Annotated in this window: 14 protein-coding genes and 2 tRNA genes; 6 read left to right on the forward strand and 10 right to left on the reverse strand. The window is 71.2% G+C overall.

What is annotated here, in order from left to right:
* The first annotated feature begins 25 nt into the window (after window positions 1-25).
* From ACGF8B_RS21090 to ACGF8B_RS21100, 3 genes are all read left to right on the forward strand, one after another.
* A complete protein-coding gene (locus ACGF8B_RS21090) occupies window positions 26-784 on the forward strand; it encodes an IclR family transcriptional regulator (protein ID WP_392740613.1) in 759 nt (252 codons plus the stop codon).
* A 62-nt stretch (window positions 785-846) separates the two neighbouring features.
* A tRNA-Lys gene (locus ACGF8B_RS21095) sits at window positions 847-920 on the forward strand.
* Window positions 921-1051: 131 nt separating this feature from the next.
* Window positions 1052-2584: an MFS transporter gene (locus ACGF8B_RS21100; protein WP_392740615.1), complete on the forward strand. Its 1533-nt coding sequence runs from the start codon at window positions 1052-1054 to the stop codon at window positions 2582-2584.
* Here ACGF8B_RS21100 and ACGF8B_RS21105 read toward each other — a convergent pair.
* The 4 genes from ACGF8B_RS21105 to ACGF8B_RS21120 form a co-directional block, all read right to left on the reverse strand.
* A complete protein-coding gene (locus ACGF8B_RS21105; RefSeq protein WP_392740618.1) occupies window positions 2581-4242 on the reverse strand; it encodes an AMP-binding protein in 1662 nt (553 codons plus the stop codon). The genes ACGF8B_RS21100 and ACGF8B_RS21105 overlap by 4 nt on opposite strands.
* A 26-nt stretch (window positions 4243-4268) precedes the next feature.
* On the reverse strand, window positions 4269-4859 hold the full coding sequence (locus tag ACGF8B_RS21110) for a lytic polysaccharide monooxygenase (RefSeq protein WP_392740621.1): 591 nt from the start codon (window positions 4857-4859) through the stop codon (window positions 4269-4271).
* Between the two features lie 157 nt (window positions 4860-5016).
* Window positions 5017-6630, reverse strand: coding sequence for an SPFH domain-containing protein (locus ACGF8B_RS21115; protein WP_392740624.1), 1614 nt, complete (start codon window positions 6628-6630; stop codon window positions 5017-5019).
* A 25-nt stretch (window positions 6631-6655) separates the two neighbouring features.
* On the reverse strand, window positions 6656-8002 hold the full coding sequence (locus ACGF8B_RS21120) for a peptidoglycan-binding protein (protein ID WP_392740627.1): 1347 nt from the start codon (window positions 8000-8002) through the stop codon (window positions 6656-6658).
* A gap of 184 nt (window positions 8003-8186) precedes the next feature.
* On the opposite strand from ACGF8B_RS21120, the gene ACGF8B_RS21125 reads away from it, so the two are divergent.
* The 3 genes from ACGF8B_RS21125 to ACGF8B_RS21135 all read left to right on the forward strand — a co-directional run bounded on the left by ACGF8B_RS21125 (window position 8187) and on the right by ACGF8B_RS21135 (window position 12635).
* Window positions 8187-8260: transfer RNA gene (locus ACGF8B_RS21125), tRNA-Lys, on the forward strand.
* 590 nt (window positions 8261-8850) lie between these two features.
* Window positions 8851-10704, forward strand: coding sequence for a glycosyltransferase family 2 protein (locus ACGF8B_RS21130; RefSeq protein ID WP_392740630.1), 1854 nt, complete (start codon window positions 8851-8853; stop codon window positions 10702-10704).
* Complete coding sequence (locus tag ACGF8B_RS21135; RefSeq protein WP_392740633.1) at window positions 10701-12635, forward strand: galactose oxidase-like domain-containing protein; 1935 nt, start codon at window positions 10701-10703, stop codon at window positions 12633-12635. Before ACGF8B_RS21130 ends, ACGF8B_RS21135 begins: the two co-directional genes overlap by 4 nt.
* A gap of 52 nt (window positions 12636-12687) precedes the next feature.
* Here ACGF8B_RS21135 and ACGF8B_RS21140 read toward each other — a convergent pair whose 3' ends face one another.
* From ACGF8B_RS21140 to ACGF8B_RS21165, 6 genes are all read right to left on the reverse strand, one after another.
* Window positions 12688-13725 (reverse strand): glycoside hydrolase family 6 protein, encoded by a 1038-nt coding sequence (locus tag ACGF8B_RS21140; protein WP_392740636.1) that lies wholly within the window; start codon window positions 13723-13725, stop codon window positions 12688-12690.
* Window positions 13726-13881: 156 nt separating this feature from the next.
* Complete coding sequence (locus ACGF8B_RS21145) at window positions 13882-14562, reverse strand: class F sortase (RefSeq protein WP_392740638.1); 681 nt, start codon at window positions 14560-14562, stop codon at window positions 13882-13884.
* Window position 14563: 1 nt separating this feature from the next.
* On the reverse strand, window positions 14564-15136 hold the full coding sequence (locus ACGF8B_RS21150) for a hypothetical protein (protein ID WP_392740641.1): 573 nt from the start codon (window positions 15134-15136) through the stop codon (window positions 14564-14566).
* A 127-nt stretch (window positions 15137-15263) separates the two neighbouring features.
* Window positions 15264-16052, reverse strand: coding sequence for an HAD-IIA family hydrolase (locus ACGF8B_RS21155; protein ID WP_392740644.1), 789 nt, complete (start codon window positions 16050-16052; stop codon window positions 15264-15266).
* A gap of 269 nt (window positions 16053-16321) precedes the next feature.
* Entirely contained in the window at window positions 16322-17785 is a 1464-nt protein-coding gene (locus tag ACGF8B_RS21160) for an alkaline phosphatase family protein (protein WP_392741018.1), read from the reverse strand.
* 173 nt (window positions 17786-17958) lie between these two features.
* A complete protein-coding gene (locus ACGF8B_RS21165; protein WP_342283691.1) occupies window positions 17959-19020 on the reverse strand; it encodes a 2-aminoethylphosphonate ABC transporter substrate-binding protein in 1062 nt (353 codons plus the stop codon).
* Between the last annotated feature and the right edge of the window lie 46 nt (window positions 19021-19066).

A 19066-nucleotide genomic window follows, 5' to 3' on the forward strand; every position in this document is an offset into this window, starting at 1 on the left:
GGTCACAACCTGGTAGGGGGAAACCGTGGCGTTGAAGCCCGAACCGACGGCACCGTTCCATTCGGTGCAGTACGCCCTTCGTGTTCTCGAAACGGTCTCCAAGCACGGCGACGGCGTGACGGACACCCAGATCTCAAGGGAGACGGGACTGCCCATCGGGCATCTCACCTCCCTGCTGCTGACACTGCGCCGCGAGGGTTACGTGGAGCAGGTCACCGACGGCGCCTACGTGATCGGCGCCTCGCTCCTGCTCATCGGTTCCGGCCCGGCCCGCAGACAGGCGCTGGAGTCCAAGCTCCAGCAGACCCTGGCGCAGCTGCGCGATTCGGTCGGCGCGGCGGTCTACATCAGCCGGTACGTCGACGGCGAGATCCGGGTCACGCAGTACGCCGACGGCCCGCTCACCCCCGCGGTCAACGAGTGGGTGGACTTCCGGTCGGCGGCGCACGCCTCGGCGGTCGGCAAGTGCCTGCTGGCCCAGCTCGACCAGAACGGCCGCCGGGACCACATCTCGCGCCACAAGACTCCCCGGCTCACCTCGCGGACGATCACCAACGAGAAGGTGCTCTTCTCCAAGCTGGACAGCCAGCCGGCGACGGTCCCGGTGCTCGACCTCCAGGAGTACGCGGTCGGCACGGTGTGCGCGGCGGTGCCGCTGACGGCCGGATCGTCGGCGGGCTGCCTGGCGCTGTCGCTGCCGATCGAGGACGCACACCGGCTGCGCTCGGCGGCGGACACCCTGAACCGGCGGGCGGCTCCGGTGCTCCTGTCGATGGCGCTCTAGACCTGCCCGGCGGGGGTGTCATCAGCACCCCTTGGGAGCAGGTATTATTTTCGAGTCAGCAAGCGCCGCTAGCTCAGTTGGTTAGAGCAGCTGACTCTTAATCAGCGGGTCCGGGGTTCGAGTCCCTGGCGGCGCACAGACGACGCACTGGGCGGTTTACGTACACACGTGAACCGCCCAGTGCGTTTTTTGCTGCCCGCAGAGATGTACGAACGTTTTACACACTCGTACTAGACAAGCGTTTTAAACGCTCGTACATTTTCTGGCATGACGAACGCTACGAGCACCACCGCCGAGAGCGGCGACCTCGCCGGACGCCGGGAATGGACCGCCTTCGTGGTCCTTCTGCTGCCCCTCCTCCTCGTCTCGATGGACATCTCCGTCCTCTTCTTCGCGATCCCGTCCATCGACCGGGACCTCGCCCCCAGCGCCACCCAGCAGCTCTGGATCTTCGATGTGTACGGCTTCGCCCTGGCCGGCCTGCTCATCACGATGGGCTCACTCGGCGACCGGATCGGCCGTCGCAAGCTGCTGCTCGTCGGCGCCCTCGCGTTCAGTGCCGCGTCCGTCGCCGCCGCGTACGCCGACAGCCCCGAGATGCTGATCGCGGCCCGCGCCCTGCTCGGGGTCGGCGGGGCGACCCTGATGCCGTCGACCATGGGGCTGGTACGGAACATGTTCCGCGACGAACGGCAGCGCGGCCGGGCCGTGGGGATCTGGTCGGGGGCCATGGCGGGCGGCATCGCGCTCGGCTCGGTGCTCAGCGGGGTCATGCTGGAGCACTTCTGGTGGGGCTCGGTCTTCCTGATCAATGTGCCGGCCATGGTGCTGCTGCTGGTCCTGGTGCCGGTGCTGGTCCCGGAGTACAAGGACCCGAACCCCGGACGGTTCGACTTCCTGAGCGTGCCGCTGTCCATGGGGGCCGTGCTGCCGGTCGTCTACGGCGTCAAGGAGAGCGCCGCCCACGGGCTCGACGCGAAGAACGCGCTGATCGTCGCCGCGGGGCTGGTCGTCGGTCTGTTCTTCGTCCGCCGCCAGCGCGGCCGCGCCGACGCGATGATCAGCCGGGAGCTGTTCCGCCACCGCGGCTTCGCCGCCGGGATCGGGCTGAACGCGCTGGCCGCGTTCGCCATGATGGGCTCCTCGTTCTTCACCACGCAGTACCTCCAGTCGGTGCTCGGGATGAGCACGATGGAGGCCGCGCTGTGGAGCCTGGCACCGTCCCTGGCGGTGGGCGCGGCGGCCCCGACGGCCACCGCGATCGCCCAGCGGACCGACCGTGCCCGGGTCATCTGCGCCGGGTTCGTCATCGCCGCCGCCGGCTTCGCGATCCTGGCCCTGACCGGTACGGACTCCCTGTGGCTGCTGCTCGGCGGCTGCGCCGTGATGAGCTGCGGCATCGTCACCGTGATGGCTCTGGTGTCGGACCTCGCGCTGTCCACGGCCCCGCCGGAGAAGGCGAGTTCGGCGGCCTCGCTGCTGGAGACCGGCCAGGAGTTCGGCGGTGCGATGGGGATGGCCCTGCTGGGCGCGGTGGCCACCGCGATCTACGCCGCGGACATGCCGGGCTCCGCCCCGGAGACCGCCCGCAAGACCCTCGCCGGCGCGGTGGCCACGGGGGACGGTTCGCTGATCCGGGTCGGACGCGAGGCCTTCGTGCACAGCATGCAGTACGCCTCGGTCGCGGGCGCGGCGCTGCTGCTGGCCGGAGCGGTGCTGGCCGCGATGCTGCTGCGGAGGGTCCCGGGGGCGGCGGACACGAGGACGGCGGCACCCGACGAGCCGGCGCTGGCGGGTTAGCGCGGCCCGGGCGCGGGGTGCCCGTGCGCCTCGTACTCGCCCAGCAGCGCCGTCAGTCGCCTGTCGTCGAGCCGGGCGTAGGTGCCGCCCGGCCCCCGGCGCCACACGGATCCGCCGTGCCAGAACCCTTCCCGGCGCAGCCGCACCCGGTGCACCTTGTTGGTCGCCGTCACCGGCATCGCCGGGACGGTCCGTACGAAGGCGGGGGCCATCTTCGTACCCAGGTCCGGCTGCTCCGCGAGGAACGCGGCGAAGGCGGACGGGTCGAAGGCGGCCCCCTCCCGCAGGGCGAGCGCCGCCATCACCTGGTCGCCGGCGACCGGGTCCGGCACCGCGTACACCGCCACGGCCGCCGCTTGCGTCCAGCGGGCCAGGATGTTCTCGATCATCGCGGCGGCCAGGTTCTCGCTGTCGACCCGCAGCCGGTCGTCGGTACGGCCCGCGAAGTAGAGGAAGCCCTCGGCGTCCCGGAAGAAGAGGTCCCCGGTCCAGTACCAGCCGCCGCGCACCCGCTGGGCCTCCGCCTCCTCGTTGTGCCAGTAGCCCTCGAAGGGCGTGTGCCCCCGGTTGACCAGTTCCCCGATCGCCTCGTCCCCGTTGGTCAGCCGGCCCGCCCCGTCGAAGACGGCGGCGGGCCGTTCCTCGCCGGTCTCCGGATCCACCACCGCGAGATCGTCCCGGTCCGACGCCCTCCCGATCGCCCGCTCCGGGGTGTCCCGGGTCCGCTGGATCGCCGCACCGCCCTCGGAGGAGCCGTAGCCCTCGACCAGCCGCACCCCGAACCGCTCCCGGAACCGGGCCGCGTCCACCGCCCCGGCCTCGGTGCCGAAGCCGAGCCGCAGCGGGTGCTCGCGGTCGTCCGGGCGCTCGGGGGTGGCCAGCAGGTACTGCACGGCACGGCCGACATAGGTGAAGTACGTCGCCCCGTGCGCCCGTACGTCGTCGAGGAATCCGGAGGCGGAGAAGCGGCGGCGCAGCGCGACGGCGGCCCCGCCGGCCAGTGCGGGCGCCCAGTCGGCGATCACCGCGTTGCCGTGGAACATCGGCATGCAGATGTAGTGGACGTCCTCGCGCCGGACGCCGAAGTGGTCGACGAGCGACTGTCCGGCCGCCGCCAGCCGCCCCTGGGTGCAGATCGCGGCCTTGGGCGCGCCGGTGGACCCGGAGGTGAAGTAGAGCAGCATCCGGGTCGCGGGTCCGATGCCCTCGCGGGCCGCGTCGCCGGGTTCGGCTCCGGCGTACGGGGCGAGGAGCCCGGCGTACGCGTCGGTGTCGGTCACCAGCATTCGCACGCCGGGGAGGTCCAGGCCGTCGAGCAGCGGCAGGTGGGCGCGTTCGGTGACCAGGACCCGGCAGTCGGTGTGCAGGATGTCGCGGGCCAGTTCGGCGCCGCGCCGGGTCGGGTTGATCCCGGCCACGGCGGCCCCGGCCAGGGCCGCCGCGCTCAACCAGAGTGGGAATTCAGGGGTGTTGTCCAGCAGCACCCCGAGGTGCGGTTCGCCGCCCGCCGGCAGCAGATCCGCCAGGAGCGCGGCCCGTGCGGCAGCGCCCGAGGCGACCTGGTGATGACTGAGGACGGTGTCCTGGTGCCTCAGTCCGGGCCGGTGGTCGCCCCATTGGCGCTGTACGAGCTCCGCGACGGTGCCTGCGCTCCCCATGGCGCCGCACGGTAACCGACTAGGCGTCAGAACTGAACATCGGAGCAGGCGTAGAACGCGTTCGCCGTGTCGGCGATGTTCCAGACGCTCAGGATGATGTGCTTCCCGCTCTTCTGGGTGGGGATGGTGCCCTGCTGGGTCAGGGTCGCCGGGGGCTGCTTGCCGCCGTACGGCACCGTCATGAAGGGCTGCGACTCCAGGTCGGCCCTGGTGAGCGGCTTGGTGGGGTCCCAGCCGTCCTTGGTGATGTAGTAACGGAAGTCCGTCGTGGCATGCCGTGCGGTGAACTGCCAGCGGAAGCTGAAGCCCTGACCGCCCGTCACGTTCGTGGCGGGCCAGTTGCCGCCGCGCGGGTCGTCGAGCTGGGCGAATTCGCCGTGGCCGCCGGAGCAGATCTTGCCGTCGGCCGGACCCGCCGCCGGGAAGCCCTTCGGGCCCTCGACGCTCTGCGGTTCCCACTGGATGTTGCCGCAGCCCGTCACCGTGCCGTTGGCACAGAGCTTCTGGCGGCTGATGGGGTTGTCGGTGTAGCCGTGGCTGCTGGCACTGCTCGTCGCGAACATCGAGACGCCCGCGATGGCCAGGCCGATCACGGCCGCGCTTGCCCTTTTACGCATTGCTGTCGCTCCTCAAGAACGTGGGGGAGGTTCCATGAGCCGTGCTGCGCGCGTGTTTTGCGGTCTAGACCAAGGCTTAGATTATTGACGGGATATGAACATGTCCAGACCAATGAGAGTCGGATTCCGCTTGACCGCACGGCCTCCCCCTGGGCCCTCAGGCCCCCTCCCCGCCGCTGCGTCCGGTGTAGAAGGCCACCGTCAAGTCCTTGACCAGGGACTTCCGTTCGTAGTCGTCCAGCTCCACGATGCCGCGCGCGGTGAGCCGGTTGACCGTGTCGTCGACCGCGTCGACCACCGAAGTCAGCACGCTGTCACGGTGCTTGGCGTCGATGGCGGCGATCCGGCGACGCTGCATCGCCGCGGCAACCTCCGGCGCGTACTCGATCCCGGTCGGCTGGGCCGAGTACACCTCGATGCCGACCGGCTCGCAGTCCGCCTTCAGCATCCGGGTCAGCGCGTCGCCGACCGCCTCGGCGTTGCGCAGGGTGTGCGCGTCCTCGTGGAAGGCGTCGGCGGGCAGCTGCGACAGGACCCGGGCCATCGCCGACTCGACCTGTTCGCGCAGGTACTCCTCGTGGTCGGCGACCCCGAGTTCCGCCCGCACGGTGTCCTTGATCCGCCACACCACGAGGACGACGACGCGCAGCGCGGTGCCGTTGGCGTCCACGGCGGGGAGCGGTTCGCTGCGCCAGTGCCGCAGGCGTACGTCGACCCGGCGGCGCAGCAGCAGGGGGCTGATCCACATCAGCCCGGTCCGCCGCACGCTTCCCCGGTACTCGCCGAACAGCGTCAGCACCCAGGCGTGACCCACCCGTCCGCGGCTCAGGCCGCCGAGTGCGAAGAGCACCACCGAGACCAGCCCGGCGAGTGCCGCCCAGGCGCCGAGGCCGATCCCGTCGTACGGCCGCGAGCCGATCCCGAACCGGGCGAGCGCGGCGGCGGGCAGCGCGCCGATCCACCAGAGCACCGCGCCACCGGCGGCGACCCCCGACAGCCCGGCGAGCAGCGCCAGCCAGCCCGGGAGCGCGGGCCCCGGCCGTTCGGTGAGCCGTGGATCGGCGACCGGTGCCGGCCGGGTCGAGGGCCGCACCTGCGGCCCCCTCGGCACGGGCGGCCGCCGCACCCCCACCTGCGGCTGGTCGCCACCGGCTCCCCGCCGCAGCACACCGGTGGGCAGCGCGGCGGCGTCGGCGCGCCCGGCGTCCTCGCGGAAGAGCAGGTGCACCGGGATCGTGGCGGTCCGCTCGTTGGCGATGACCGCGTGGTGCCGCCCGTTCCCCCAGAGTGATTCGCCGGACTGTTCGCCACCGTCGCCGCCGGAGACGGGGAGCGAGTCGAAGACGGTCTCGGGAACCACGCGGTGCCGGGGCGGGAACGGGGCGCCGACGACCGGGTCCGCGCGGTTGACGGAAACTTCCGCGCGGCTGCCGAAGCCCTCCGCGCGGCTCCCGGCCACGACCGGGGCCGGGACGGGGGCGGCGGCCGGCACCGGCACGCCGCCCGTCGCCGCGGCCGGGACCGACACCGAGGCCGATGTCGCGCCCAGCGCCGGATCCCGGTCCTCGCCCGGGACCAGGTCCAGCACCAGGTCGACCACGGAGCCCGGCCCGGGCTCCGGACCCGCGCCGCCTCCCGGACCCGCGCCGCTCGCCGGAACCGCCGCCCCGGCAAAACCGTCCGGGCCGGCCGCCCCGAGCGGTTCCCGCTCCTTCTCCCGTCGCCCGCCGTTCTCCGGGGATCCGGAGCTGTCCGACACCGTGGATCGCATAGCCGCCTCCGTCATGTCCGTCGTGTCACCCGAAGAGTCGCCGCCAGGTCTCCGGACCGGGGTAGCCGTCGGCCGCTCCGCCCCGCCAGCCCTGAGCCCGTTGGAAGGCCTCGACATTGCGCCGGTCCGCCTCGGTCCACCGGGGTCCGGGCCCCGAGGTGTAGTACTTGCCGAAGCCCTTCTTCACCAACTGCCTGCCGAGCCTGTCGACATGGCTGTTGGACTGACCGGGCCGGAAATGACCCCGCCCGGGGAACTTCGAATCCGGGTTCGATTCGCCGTGGCCGGCCCCCGTTCCGCTTCCGCCCCCGCTCCCGTTTCCGGTGCGGGGGATGTCGTGGCCGGTTCCGCTCACCAGGAGCCGCCAGGTGTCGGGGCCGGGGACGCCGTCCGCCTCCTTGCCCTTCCAGCCCTGGGCCTTCTGGAACGCCTGGGTCGCCAGCCGGTCGGCCTCGCCCCAGCCCGGCCCGGGGCCGACCTTGTAGAAGCGCTTGCCACCCCGCTCCACGAGCATCCTGCCGAGCCGGGTGACGTAGGTGTTGCTGGCACCGGGACCGAACCTCCCGGCGCCCGGGAACCCCGTCACCGACGAGCCGCTGCCGGCGCTTCCGCCGCTGAGCCCCTTGTAGCGGTAGGCGACGTAGTTGCCGGAGTTGGTCCAGTACGCCATGGGCGTCGTCTTCTTGCGGGTGTGCGGCTTCGTCTGCTCGTACGCCGTGTAGTGGGTGTGCGTGTAGTCGGTCCAGCCGCCGAAGATCGTGACGTGCGAGCCCTTCGAGGGGTCGGCCGGGTTGTGGAAGAGCAGGATGTCGCCGGGCTGGAGCTCCTCCCGCGCGATCCGCGTGCCGAACGCGGCGAGACTGCCGGTCCATTCGTTGCCGGGCAGGTTCCAGGCCATCGAGACAAAGCCGGAGCAGTCCTGCCGATAGCCGTCCGGCCAGTACTTGGTCATGCTGTACGGGACCTTCGCGGACACCCACTTCTTCGCGCGGTTGATGATGTCGGCCCGGCTGCTCTTGCGCAGTTTGGGCGTGGTGGTCGTGGACGAGGGCGGGCCCGAGGCGCCACCGCCCCGCAGTGGTCCGGGGCCGCCCTGCGGGCTGCCCCCGTCCGCGTCGGCCCGGGCGGCTCCGGCCGCCTCCGCCGGCCGGTCGCCCGTCGCTCCCGACGCGCTCGCCGCCTCGGTGACGCCGCTGCCCAGCACCACTCCGGCCGCGGTGACCAGCACCAGTGCGCGGCGGGCGCCGTGTGCGGCCGGATGACCTCCGTACCGCACGGGCAGCGCACCGGCGGCGGCCCGCCGCTGCGCGGCGCACCCCGCACAGATGCAGTCGATGGCGGGCACGTACTCCTCGAAAGCCGGCACAGTCATGCGATTCCCCTCCGCACTCGTCAAGATCTTTGGGCGCATCTGCACGGGCGCCAGTGTCTCAACTCTCCTGACATATCGCATTTTGACGGACAGAAGTGAAAAAACGACCATCCGACAGGCCGTGATGGACGGTAATTGGTCAGGAGCACCCCCCGCCTTCGGGTAGAGTTCTCCAAGTCAGCAGGCGCCGCTAGCTCAGTTGGTTAGAGCAGCTGACTCTTAATCAGCGGGTCCGGGGTTCGAGTCCCTGGCGGCGCACGCAGAGTCAAAGCCCCCTCACCACGCGCGAGGGGGCTTTGCTCGTTCGCGAACCTCTCACGCCGAAGCCTCCCGCACCGAAGCCTCGCGCCGGGCCTCCACCCCGTGACGCCGCCCACAGCGCCACCTTCAACCACTACCCGCACAGGCGCCGCACAGTCTTCGCACAGGTGTCACAGGGTCACCGGACGGTTACTCACCGGCGCGAAGTCCGTTTCCGTACGCCTCGGCACACCCCTTGCGCAAGGGGGCCACAAATCGTACGTATGACTGGTAACCCACTCGTTTCACCCTTGCGGTCGGGACCGGGGTCGGACAACCTGTCTATGGGTCACCGGCCCCAACCAGGCCGGTGAACCGTGCAGTTGGGGGCTGCACAGGGGGAAGTTCCGGTGGTCCGCAACGCGGGGTGGGGGCCCCGCTCGGGGACTGGCGTCGAGGGGGCGCCGGAGACCGCCGGAAGGGCGGCGTTCCGTGTCTGAGCGGACGGCCGCCCGCCATTGATGTCGTCCGCGGCGACCGACGGGGAGCCGCCGCGGCCGAGACCACCTATCAGTCACGCACCGACCATGCGTGCAGGGGGATGACCCATGACGTCGACGCCGACCGGCGCCCGGCAGAACAACGATCTTTCCCGGACCGCCCTGCCCCGGATACCGGCGCAGCCGATACCAGGGGAACAACGTCGGCGGCCGAAGGAGCCGTTGCCGCGATACGACTACGAGCACCACAGCCGGCTCGCCGGGCCACTGACCGGGCCCGGCACCGCACTGCCGTACCGGGTGCAGTACCGCTCACTGCTCTCACAGGAACCGCACAGGATCCGTGCGGCGCTCCTGCTGGGTGCCGCACCGCTCGTCTCGATCGGCCTGTTCGTCTGGCTGATGCAGCCCGGCCACTGGACCCGGCGCGACCCGGACCTCGGGAACGGCACGCTGCTGGTCCTGGACATCGTGATGCTGGTCCCGATCGGCCTGATCGAGCTGTTCCGGACACTGAACGTCCTGTCCAACGCGCACGCGACGCTGGTCGCGCGCGACCCGGTCCCGGTCGTTCCGGAGACCGGCACCAGGGTCGCCTTCCTCACGTCCTTCGTCCCGGGCAAGGAGCCCCTGGAGATGGTGACGAGGACCCTGGAGGCCGCGGTCCGCATCCGGCACCGCGGGCTGCTGCACGTCTGGCTGCTCGACGAGGGCGACGACCCGGCGGTCAAGGAGGTCTGCGCCCGGCTCGGGGTGCACCACTTCTCCCGCAAGGGCGTCGCGCACTGGAACCGGGACCGGGGCCCGCACCGCGCCAGGACCAAGCACGGCAACTACAACGCCTGGCTCGACGCGCACGGCGGCGACTACGAGTTCTTCGCCTCCGTCGACACCGACCACGTACCGCTGCCCAACTACCTGGAGCGGATGCTCGGCTACTTCCGCGACCCGGACATCGGCTTCGTCGTCGGCCCGCAGGTCTACGGCAACTACGACACCTTCGTCACCAGGGCCGCCGAGTCCCAGCAGTTCCTCTTCCACGCGCTGATCCAGCGCGCGGGCAACCGCTACGGCGCCCCGATGTTCGTCGGCACCAGCAACGCGGTGCGGATCTCGGCCCTCCGGCAGATCGGCGGTCTGTACGACTCGATCACCGAGGACATGGCGACCGGTTTCGAGATGCACCGCGCCCGCAATCCGCGCACCGGACGCAAGTGGCGCTCGGTCTACACCCCGGACGTACTGGCCGTCGGCGAGGGCCCGACCGCGTGGACGGACTTCTTCACCCAGCAGCTGCGCTGGTCGCGCGGGACGTACGAGACGATCCTCAAGCAGTACTGGAAGGGCTTTTGCTCGCTCCCGCCGGGCAAGCTGCTCAACTACACGCTGATGATCGCCTTCTACCCGATGTCCGCGCTGAACTGGATCCTCGCGGCCCTGAGTTGTGCCCTGTTCCTGGGCATCGGGGCCTCGGGCGTACAGATCGACCCGGTCGTCTGGATGATGCTGTACGGCAATGCCTCGGCGCTCCAGATCGGGCTGTACATCTGGAACCGCCGGCACAACGTCTCGCCGCACGAGCCCGAGGGCTCCGGCGGGCTGGCCGGCATGATGATGTCCGCGCTCTGCGCCCCGGTCTACGCCCGCTCGCTGCTGGATGCCGTGCTGCGCCGCAGGAGCTCGTTCGTGGTGACGCCCAAGGGCGACTCGTGCAGCCCGGACACGCTCTTCGGCACCTTCCGGATCCACCTCTTCTTCCTGCTGGTCTTCGGCGGCTCCGTCACCGCCTCCTTCGTCCTCGGCCACAGCCATCCGGCGATGCTCACCTGGGCCGCCATGGCGATGCTGATCACCGCGGCGCCCGTCCTCGGCTGGCGGTACACCGTCCGCGCCGAGAAGCGCCGGCGCCGCGCCGACGCCCGACAGTCCCCGCAGACCGCCACCGGGAGCCGTGAACGATGAAGTTCCGTCCGAGCCTGCGTACCCGCCGGATGGCGATCGGTACGACGGTGGTCCTGGCGCTCTCCGGGGCGAACGGCCCCTGGCTGTACCGCGAGAGCACCGAGCGCTACCACCACTACACGATCAACAGACCGGGCTACAAGGCCGCCAACGGCCACTGGGACTTCCTGGACGTCCCCGCCGGGTACCGGATCAACACCATCCACGCGGCGTTGCTGCACACCGGGAAGGTGCTGCTCGTCGCGGGTTCCGGCAACAACCGGAAGGACTTCGACGCGAAGAGCTTCCGCTCGGTGCTGTGGGATCCGCGGACCGGCACGTTCAAGAACATCCCCACGCCCGACGACATGTTCTGCTCGGGCCACACCCAGCTGCCCGACGGCAAGCTCCTCATAGCCGGGGGCACCAGGCGGTACGAGAAGCTCAAGGGCGATGTCACCAAGGCCGGCGGGCTGATGATCGTCCACAACGAGAACCCGGACCGGCCGGTCACACTGCCCGCGGGCACCCGGTTCACGGGCCGGGCGAACGGCAGGACGTACCGGTCCAAGGACCCGGTGCTGGTGGAGAGGGCCACCAAGGTCTTCGACCGGAGGACCGGGAGGTTCCTGCGCAACGACGCCGGTCTGGGCCGGATCTACGTGGAGGCCGAGAAGTCCGGTGCGCGGTACGCGACGGGCGCCGAGGACAACTACCGGATCGCGGGCCTGACCGGCTCCGACAACCGCGACGTCTACGGGATCGCGCAGAAGATCGCCCTCGACAAGAAGGATTTCCAGGGCATCCGGGAAGCCTTCGAGTTCGACCCGGTGGCGGAGAAGTACCTCTCCGTCGACCCGATGAACGAGGCGCGCTGGTACCCGACGCTGACCACCCTGAAGGACGGCCGGGTGCTCGCCCTGTCCGGGCTGGACGAGATCGGGCAGATCGTTCCCGGCAAGGACGAGATCTACGACCCGAGGACCGGGAAGTGGCGGTACACCGGCGTCGTCCGGAGGTTCCCCACCTACCCCGCGGTCTTCCTGCTGGGCGACGGCAAGCTCTTCTACTCCGGTTCGAACGCCGGATACGGTCCCGCCGACATCGGCCGCGACCCGGGCGTCTGGGACCTGGCGACCAACAGCTTCAGGAAGATCCCCGGACTGGGCGACGCCGCCGAGATGGAGACCTCCGCGACGGTCCGGCTGGCCCCGGCCCAGGACGAGAGGTTCATGGTCATCGGCGGCGGCGGGGTCGGTGAGTCGGACCGGTCGAGCGCGAAGTCCAGGCTGGTCGACCTGAAGGACCCCGCCCCCAGGTTCAGGGACGGCGCCGCACTGGCGGAGGGCACCCGTTATCCCGGCGCCTCCCTGCTCCCCGACGATTCGGTACTGGTCACCGGCGGTTCCGGCGACTACCGGGGGCGCGGCGGATCGAATGTGCTCCAGGCCCGCCTGTACGACCCGGGGGCGGACAGGTACCGGCGGGTCGCCGATCCGGCAGTGGGCCGCAACTACCACTCGGGGTCGGTGCTGCTGCCCGACGGCCGCGTCATGGTCTTCGGTTCGGACCCGCTCTACGCGGACCGGGCGAACACCCGGCCGGGCGCCTTCGAGCAGCGCGTCGAGATCTATACCCCGCCCTATCTGTACCGGAGTCCGCGCCCGGTGCTGACGGGCGGCCCGAAGAGCCTCCGGCGCGCCGGCACGGGAAGTCTCACGACGGCGCCGGGGCGGCCGATCACCTCGGCGAAGCTGATCCGGCCCAGTGCGGTCACCCATGTCACGGACACCGACCAGCGTTCGGTGGCGCTGGGGCTGCGGCGGACGCCGGGCGGGCTCACGGTCACGGTGCCGGGGAACCGGGCGCTGGTGCCGTCGGGTTGGTACATGCTCTTCGTGACGGACGACCGGGGGACTCCGTCCGAGGGCAGGTGGGTCGAGGTCCCGTAGGGCCGCGGGGCGGGGGCGTCGGGGTGCCCCCGCCCCCGCCTCGGCTGCTCCGCTACTTCGCCGCCCGGGCCAGGCCCAGGGCGTACTCGGGCCACCAGACGCCGGCCTTCGGGCCGCCCCTGCAGTCGCCGTCGGACTCGCCGGGCCGCTTGATCCAGAGGTGGGCGTCGACCAGTTCGTCACCGGTGTCGGTCGTCGGTGGATCGCCGAGTGCCCGGCCGGGCGGGTTGCACCAGTTGTCGCCCGGGGCACCGCCGCGGTAGGGGCCGTTGCCGTTGCGGCTGGTGTCGATGACGAACGGCTTGCCGCCGACCTTGGCCGAGAGCCGCTTGCCGAACTCCGTACTGGCCGGTGTGGTCTGGAAGTTGGAGACGTTGACGGCGAATCCGTCGGCCGCCCCGATGCCCGCGCGGCGCAGCGGCCAAAAGAGCGCGTCGGGGGTGCGCCAGCCGGCGTTGCCCGCGTCCACGTAGACGCGGACACCGGGCTGCCGCCCGAGCCGCTCCACCGCGCCCTTCAGCAGGTCGTACCGCTCCTCGTGGAACTCCTGCGGGGTGCACCCGTCGACCATGTGCAGCAGCGCGTCGGGCTCCAGGATCACCGTGGCGCGCCGGTCGCCGATGCCCCGGGCGACGCCCTCCAGCCAGGTCCGGTACGCGTCGCCGTCGGCGGCGCCGCCCCTGGAGTACTGCCCGCAGTCGCGGTGCGGGATGTTGTAGAGGACCAGCAGCGCCTCCCGGTCCGCCTTCGTGGCCGCCAGGGTGAGGCCCTTCGCCTCGGCCTCGGGAGTGTCCGGGCCGATCCATTCGCCGACCGGCTGCCGGGCGATCCGCTCGATCAGCGCGGCGCTCGCCCCGTCGCCGTCCCGTGTGTACGCGGCGACCTGCCTGGCCGCGTTCCCGTCCGGGTCGACCCAGTACCGGCCGCCGCTCGCGGGGCTCCGGCCGGTGGCTCCGCGGGCGGGGTCAGGACCGGGGCCGGGCCCGGAGGCGCATCCCGCGAGCAGCAGCAGGGCCCCTGCCGCGGCCACCGCACCGGCCCGCCCCGGACCCGTACGCCTGCCCCGCCGGCCGTCGTGACTGCCGTGCATGCGCTCCCCCTCGGTGCGGCGGCGGCGCACTGCCGCGTCCGTTCCATCCTGGCACAGGGCTTCTGTCCGCATCTCCCGAAAGCCGGGAGTGAGTGACTGCCTACGCTGCGTCAGGAATGCTCCGGGCGGCGGTGGTTGTGTTTCCGGCGCCGGGCGTCAGGCGCGGTCGCCCGCGGGCTTCTCGCCGGTCAGGTAGGCGGAGACGACGACGTTCGCGTCGTACGAGTGCGTCTTGCGGTCGAAGGTGCCGCCGCAGGTGATCAGGCGGAGCTCCGCCCGGCCGTCCTGGCGCGGGCCGTACGCCTTGTCGGCGTCGAAGCGTGCCCGGGTGAAGACCTGGACGTCGTCGATGGTGAACTCGGCGACGGTCCCGTCGGCGCGGGTGATGTCGACCCTGGCGCCGGGGCGGGCCGCGCTCAGTCCGTAGAAGACGGCCGGTCTGGTCTCGGTGTCGACATGGCCGACGAGGAGGGCCGGGCCCTTCGCGCCGGGCTCGGTGCCGTCGCCGTACCAGCCGATGGTCTGGGGTGTGTCGAAGGAGGGCGGTTCGATCGCGCCGTCCTTGTCCAGGCCGCGGGCGACCACGGGCGCCTTGATACCGATCGACGGGATCTCGACCCGCTTCGGCACCGCGCCCCCGATCGGGTCGTGCGGCGGCGGCAGCGGTACGCCGAGGGGGCGCCCCACCGCGGCGATGTCGCCGGTGGTCGGGGCGGAACTGGCGCCGGAGCCGTCGGTGATGCCGCGGCCCCAGAGCCACAGGCCGAGCAGCAGGACGGCCCAGGCCACGCCGGCGAGCAGCCTGCCGTGACCCGCGGTGCTGTCGGGGGCGGACATGTCAGTCCGAGGCCGGACGGCGACGGCGGCGCGCGCTGCGGAACGCGACGGCGACGGCCGCGACGGCTGCCAGGGCCAGTCCGATCACCGCGTGCACGGTGCCGGGGCCCTTCTGCTCGGCCTCCCGCTCGGTGGACAGGGCGGTGCCGCCGCCTCCGGCCTGGACCGGGGCGAGCGGGCTGGGCCGGCCGCGGTCGACGACGGTGAGTGTGCCGGCGGCGGTGGCGCCCTTGGCGTCCTTGCAGTCGATCCGGATGCCGTATTCGCCCGGGGAGGCGTCCGAGCTGATCCGGGCCTCGGCGAAGAGGCCCCCGTCCGCGGCGGGCGAGAAGCGTGCCCCGGAGACGAAGACCTCGGATTCACCTGTGGCCTCGCGGCCCTCGCAGCCCTCCAGCCGCAGATCCGTCTCGCCGCCCGGTGCGACGGAGGACGGGGTCAGCGTCAGGGAGACGCGGTTGTCCTTGCCCTTCTCGGGGGCGGGACCGGAGTCGGAGTCGGCCAGTGCGGCGGAGGCCGGCACCAGGGTCGCCGCGACGACCGCGGCGGCACAGAACGTGAGGGTTGTGGAACGCATTGTGAACCTCCTCAGTGAAGGTTCACGCCTCCGGAGGTTTTTCGCATCCGCAGCGGCGCGGGGGACGGGTCCGCGCACACCGTCCGCGCCCCCTCCCCCACCGCCCCGGGGCCGCGCCCCGCCGGGCTCAGCCCACGTCGACGAGGTCGACCAGATCGGCGATCGAGTCGACGACCGTGGACGGCCGGAAGGGGTACTTGTCGATGTCGGCGACCGTGGTGAGCCCGGTGAGGACCAGGAAGGTCTGCATCCCCGCCTCCAGCCCGGCCAGCACATCGGTGTCCATCCGGTCGCCGATCATGGCGCTGGACTCGGAGTGGGCTCCGATCGCGTTGAGCCCGGTGCGCATCATCAGCGGGTTGGGCTTGCCCGCGAAGTACGGGGCCTTGCCGGTGGCCTTGGTGATCAGGGCGGCGACGGACCCGGTGGCGGGCAGCGGGCCCTCGGCGGACGGGCCGGTCTCGTCGGGGTTGGTGCAGATGAAGCGGGCGCCGCCGTTGATCAGCCGGATCGCCTTGGTGAGCGCCTCGAAGCTGTACGTGCGGGTCTCGCCGAGGACCACGTAGTCGGGTTCGTGGTCGGTGAGCACGTAGCCGATGTCGTGCAGGGCGGTGGTGAGGCCGGCCTCGCCGATGACGTAAGCCGTGCCGCCGGGCCGCTGGTCGTCCAGGAACTGGGCGGTGGCCAGCGCGGAGGTCCAGATGTTCTCCACCGGCACGTCCAGGCCCATGCGGTTCAGCCGGGCGTGCAGGTCGCGGGCGGTGTAGATGGAGTTGTTGGTGAGGACCAGGAAGGGCAGCCCCGAGTCACGCAACCGCTTGATGAAGGCGTCGGCTCCGGGGATCGGCGTCCCCTCGTGGATCAGGACTCCGTCCATGTCGGTGAGCCAGGACGAGATCGGCTTGCGCTCTGCCATGTGTGGGACTCCTGCCGTACGCCGTGTGCGGGGACGCCGGCGGCACCGCGCTGTGCAGCGCCGACGCCCCCGATTTTAGGCCGTCCGGGAACCGGGGGGTGGAAGAAGGAGCGGGGCTGGGTGCGTGCAGCCAAGGCGGAGGATTGAGGCAACGCGGAGCGTTGTTGATTGACGACAACGCCGCAGATGTGCGTGCCCAGCCCCGCGACGCCGCCCCCTGGTTCCCGGACGGCCTCATGCCGTCCGTTCGACCTGCCGGAACGGCCGGATCACGCGGGTGTGAGGCGCACTCCGTCGACCGCCCAGAACCAGTTGTTGCCGCCGGTGTACCGGAAGCGGACCTGTGCGGTGGTGGCCCCGGCCGGGACCTGGAGGGTGAGTGATTCGGCCCGGGAGACGGTGTCGGTGGTGTACGTCTTCACGACGGCCGGGGTGCCCCCGTCGTAGGAGACGAGCACCTCGCCCTTCTGCGGGGCTTCCTGGCGGTAGTGGGTGGTGTAGGCGAGGGTGGCGGTGCGGCCGCCGGTGACCGGCCAGGCCGGGCCGACCAGGGTGGAGTCGAAGGTGCCGGTGAAGCCCTTGTCGACCCATTCGTCGCCGTCGGCGACCGCGAAGACGTTCCGGGCCCGCACATTGGTCTCGCGCCACTGGCCGCGTTCGGCGGAGGTCCAGAACTCGTCGGTGGTGAAGGTCCAGCCGCGCCATTCGGTGATTCCGCCGGTGCCCATCGCGCTGTTGTCGATGGACCACCCGGCGGGCGGGGTGTGGGTGAAGCCGAGCACGGCCGCTCCGATGCCCGTCTCGTCGACGCGGGTCGCCAGTTGCGGGCGCAGCGCGTCGAAGGCGTCGGGGACGGGCTGCTGGAGCGGGCGGCCGTCCAGGTCCCAGGCCGGGTCGACGGCTATGCCGAGGTGGGCGAGGGCGGAGGCGGCGACGTCCGGCATCTTGATGTCGTACCGGGTGGAGCCCGGGGTGACGGAGCCGCCGCTCGCGATGAGGAAGGTCTGCCGTTCGGCCGCGCTGGAGCCGCCGTGGCCGCCCGCGTCGGTGTGCCCGTGGTCGGCGGTGATCATGATGAGCCAGTCCTCGGAGGCGTGGGTGGCCCGGCCCCGTACGGCGGCGACCAGCTGCCCGACCTGGGCGTCGACGCCGTGGACGGCGTCCAGGTACTCCTTGCTCGCGGCGCCGTGGCTGTGTCCGGCGTGGTCGACGTTGTCGAGGTGGACGAAGACCGCGTCGCGGTTGCCGCCGGCCAGTTCGGCGACGGCTCTGCTGGTGGTGCCGGTGTCGTACTCGGCTTCCGGGGTGGAGACCCGGGTGTCGACCTTCGCGGAGAAGATCGTGTCGGTGACGGGGTTCCAGGAGGCGACCGCGTACGTCGAGAGTCCCGGCTTCGCGGTCTCGATCCGGGTGAGGAAGTCGGGGTACCGGGCGAAGGCGTGACCGGTGAAGGCGTTGTCCTTGACGCGGTGTTTGTCGGGCCAGACGCCGGTGATGATCGTGGACCAGCCGGGGCCGGAGAGGGTGGGCGCCATCGGGTCGGCGTAGAGCGGGCTGACCGAGGTGAGCCCGGAGGCCATCAGGGCGTCGAGATTCGGTGCGTCCGCGTCCTTGATCCGGTTCAGCAGGGCGCCGTCCAGGCCGATGACCAGGACCTTGGGGGTACGGGCCGCGGCCCGTGCGGTGGTGGCCGCGGCGAGCGGTCCGGCGGCGGCGAGGGCGGCCGCGCTCATGAGGAGGGTGCGGCGGGACATGCCTGTGGTCACGGGGTCCTCCGTCGAGGCGTGGGGGCACACGTTCAACTCACCGCCCCGGGGCGGTGAGTTGAACGTGGGACTAGACCCGTTATCCTTCCGCGATGATCCGCCGGAGGTCCATACCCGTGCCGTGAATCCTCCGGCAGCGGTCAGCTGCCGGTGGCCGACTTCCAGGCCTCGACGTAGCCGTCCAGGTTGGTGCCGATGTCCGACCAGTCGGGCTCGAAGACCTCCACCCCGTCCATCAGCTTGGCCAGCTCGATGGCGTTGGCGTCGGTGGCCTCGACGTCCTTGCGGGCGGAGAAGCCGCCGCCGACCGCGCTGACGTCCTTCTGGGCCTGCTCGGAGAGCATGAAGTCGAGCAGCTTCTTGCCGTTGGCGGTGTGCGGAGCCTTGTTCACCAGGCCTGCCGCGTACGGCAGGGCGAAGGTGGTGGACTTGCCGCCCTGCTTCGCGGGGAACCAGATACCGAGGTTCGGCATGTCCTTGGACTGCGCGAAGTTCATCTGGACGTCGCCGTTGGCGGCGAGCAGCTCGCCCTTGTCGACCTTGGGGGCCAGCTTGCCGGTGGAGGCGGACGGGCCGACGTTGTTGGCCTGGAGCTTCTTCAGGTACGCCATCGCCGGCTCCTTGCCGCCGAAGTCGTGCATGGCCTTGATGAGCACGGCGGTGCCGTCACCGGCGACTCCGGGGGTGGAGTACTGGATCTTGTCCTTGAACTTGCCGTCGAGCAGCTCCTCCCAGGTGGCGGGCGCCGACTTCAGCTCCTTCTTGTTGTAGATGAAGCCGAAGTAGTTGTTGACGACCGAGGTCCACTTGGAGTCGGAGGCCTTGTCGGCGCCGTCGACCTTGTCGGACCCGGCCGGCGCGTACGCGGCGAGCAGGCCCTTGCTGTCGGCCTGCTGGATGAACGGCGGCAGGGTGACCAGGACGTCCGCCTGGGTGTTGGACTTCTCGCGGACGGCGCGCTGCACCATCTCGCCGGAGCCGCCCTCCACGTACTTGACCTTGATGCCGGTCTTCTTCTCGAAGTCCTTGAACACCTTGTCGTACCAGCCGTCGCCGTTCTCGCCCTTGAGGCCGTCGGCGCTGTAGACGGTGACGACCTTCTCGTCGGAGGCGGCCGAGGAGCCGCCGCAGGCGGAGAGGGTGGCGGCGAGGGCGAGGCAGCCGGTGACGGCGGCTATGGGCTTGAGGTGGTTCTTGCGCATGGCAGTCGTATCTCCTGGAAGTCGGCCGGAAGCCGGCCGGAGGTCA

The sequence above is a fragment of the Streptomyces sp. NPDC047917 genome (genome assembly GCF_043204345.1).
In the GTDB taxonomy this organism is placed as follows: Bacteria; Actinomycetota; Actinomycetes; order Streptomycetales; family Streptomycetaceae; genus Streptomyces; species Streptomyces sanglieri.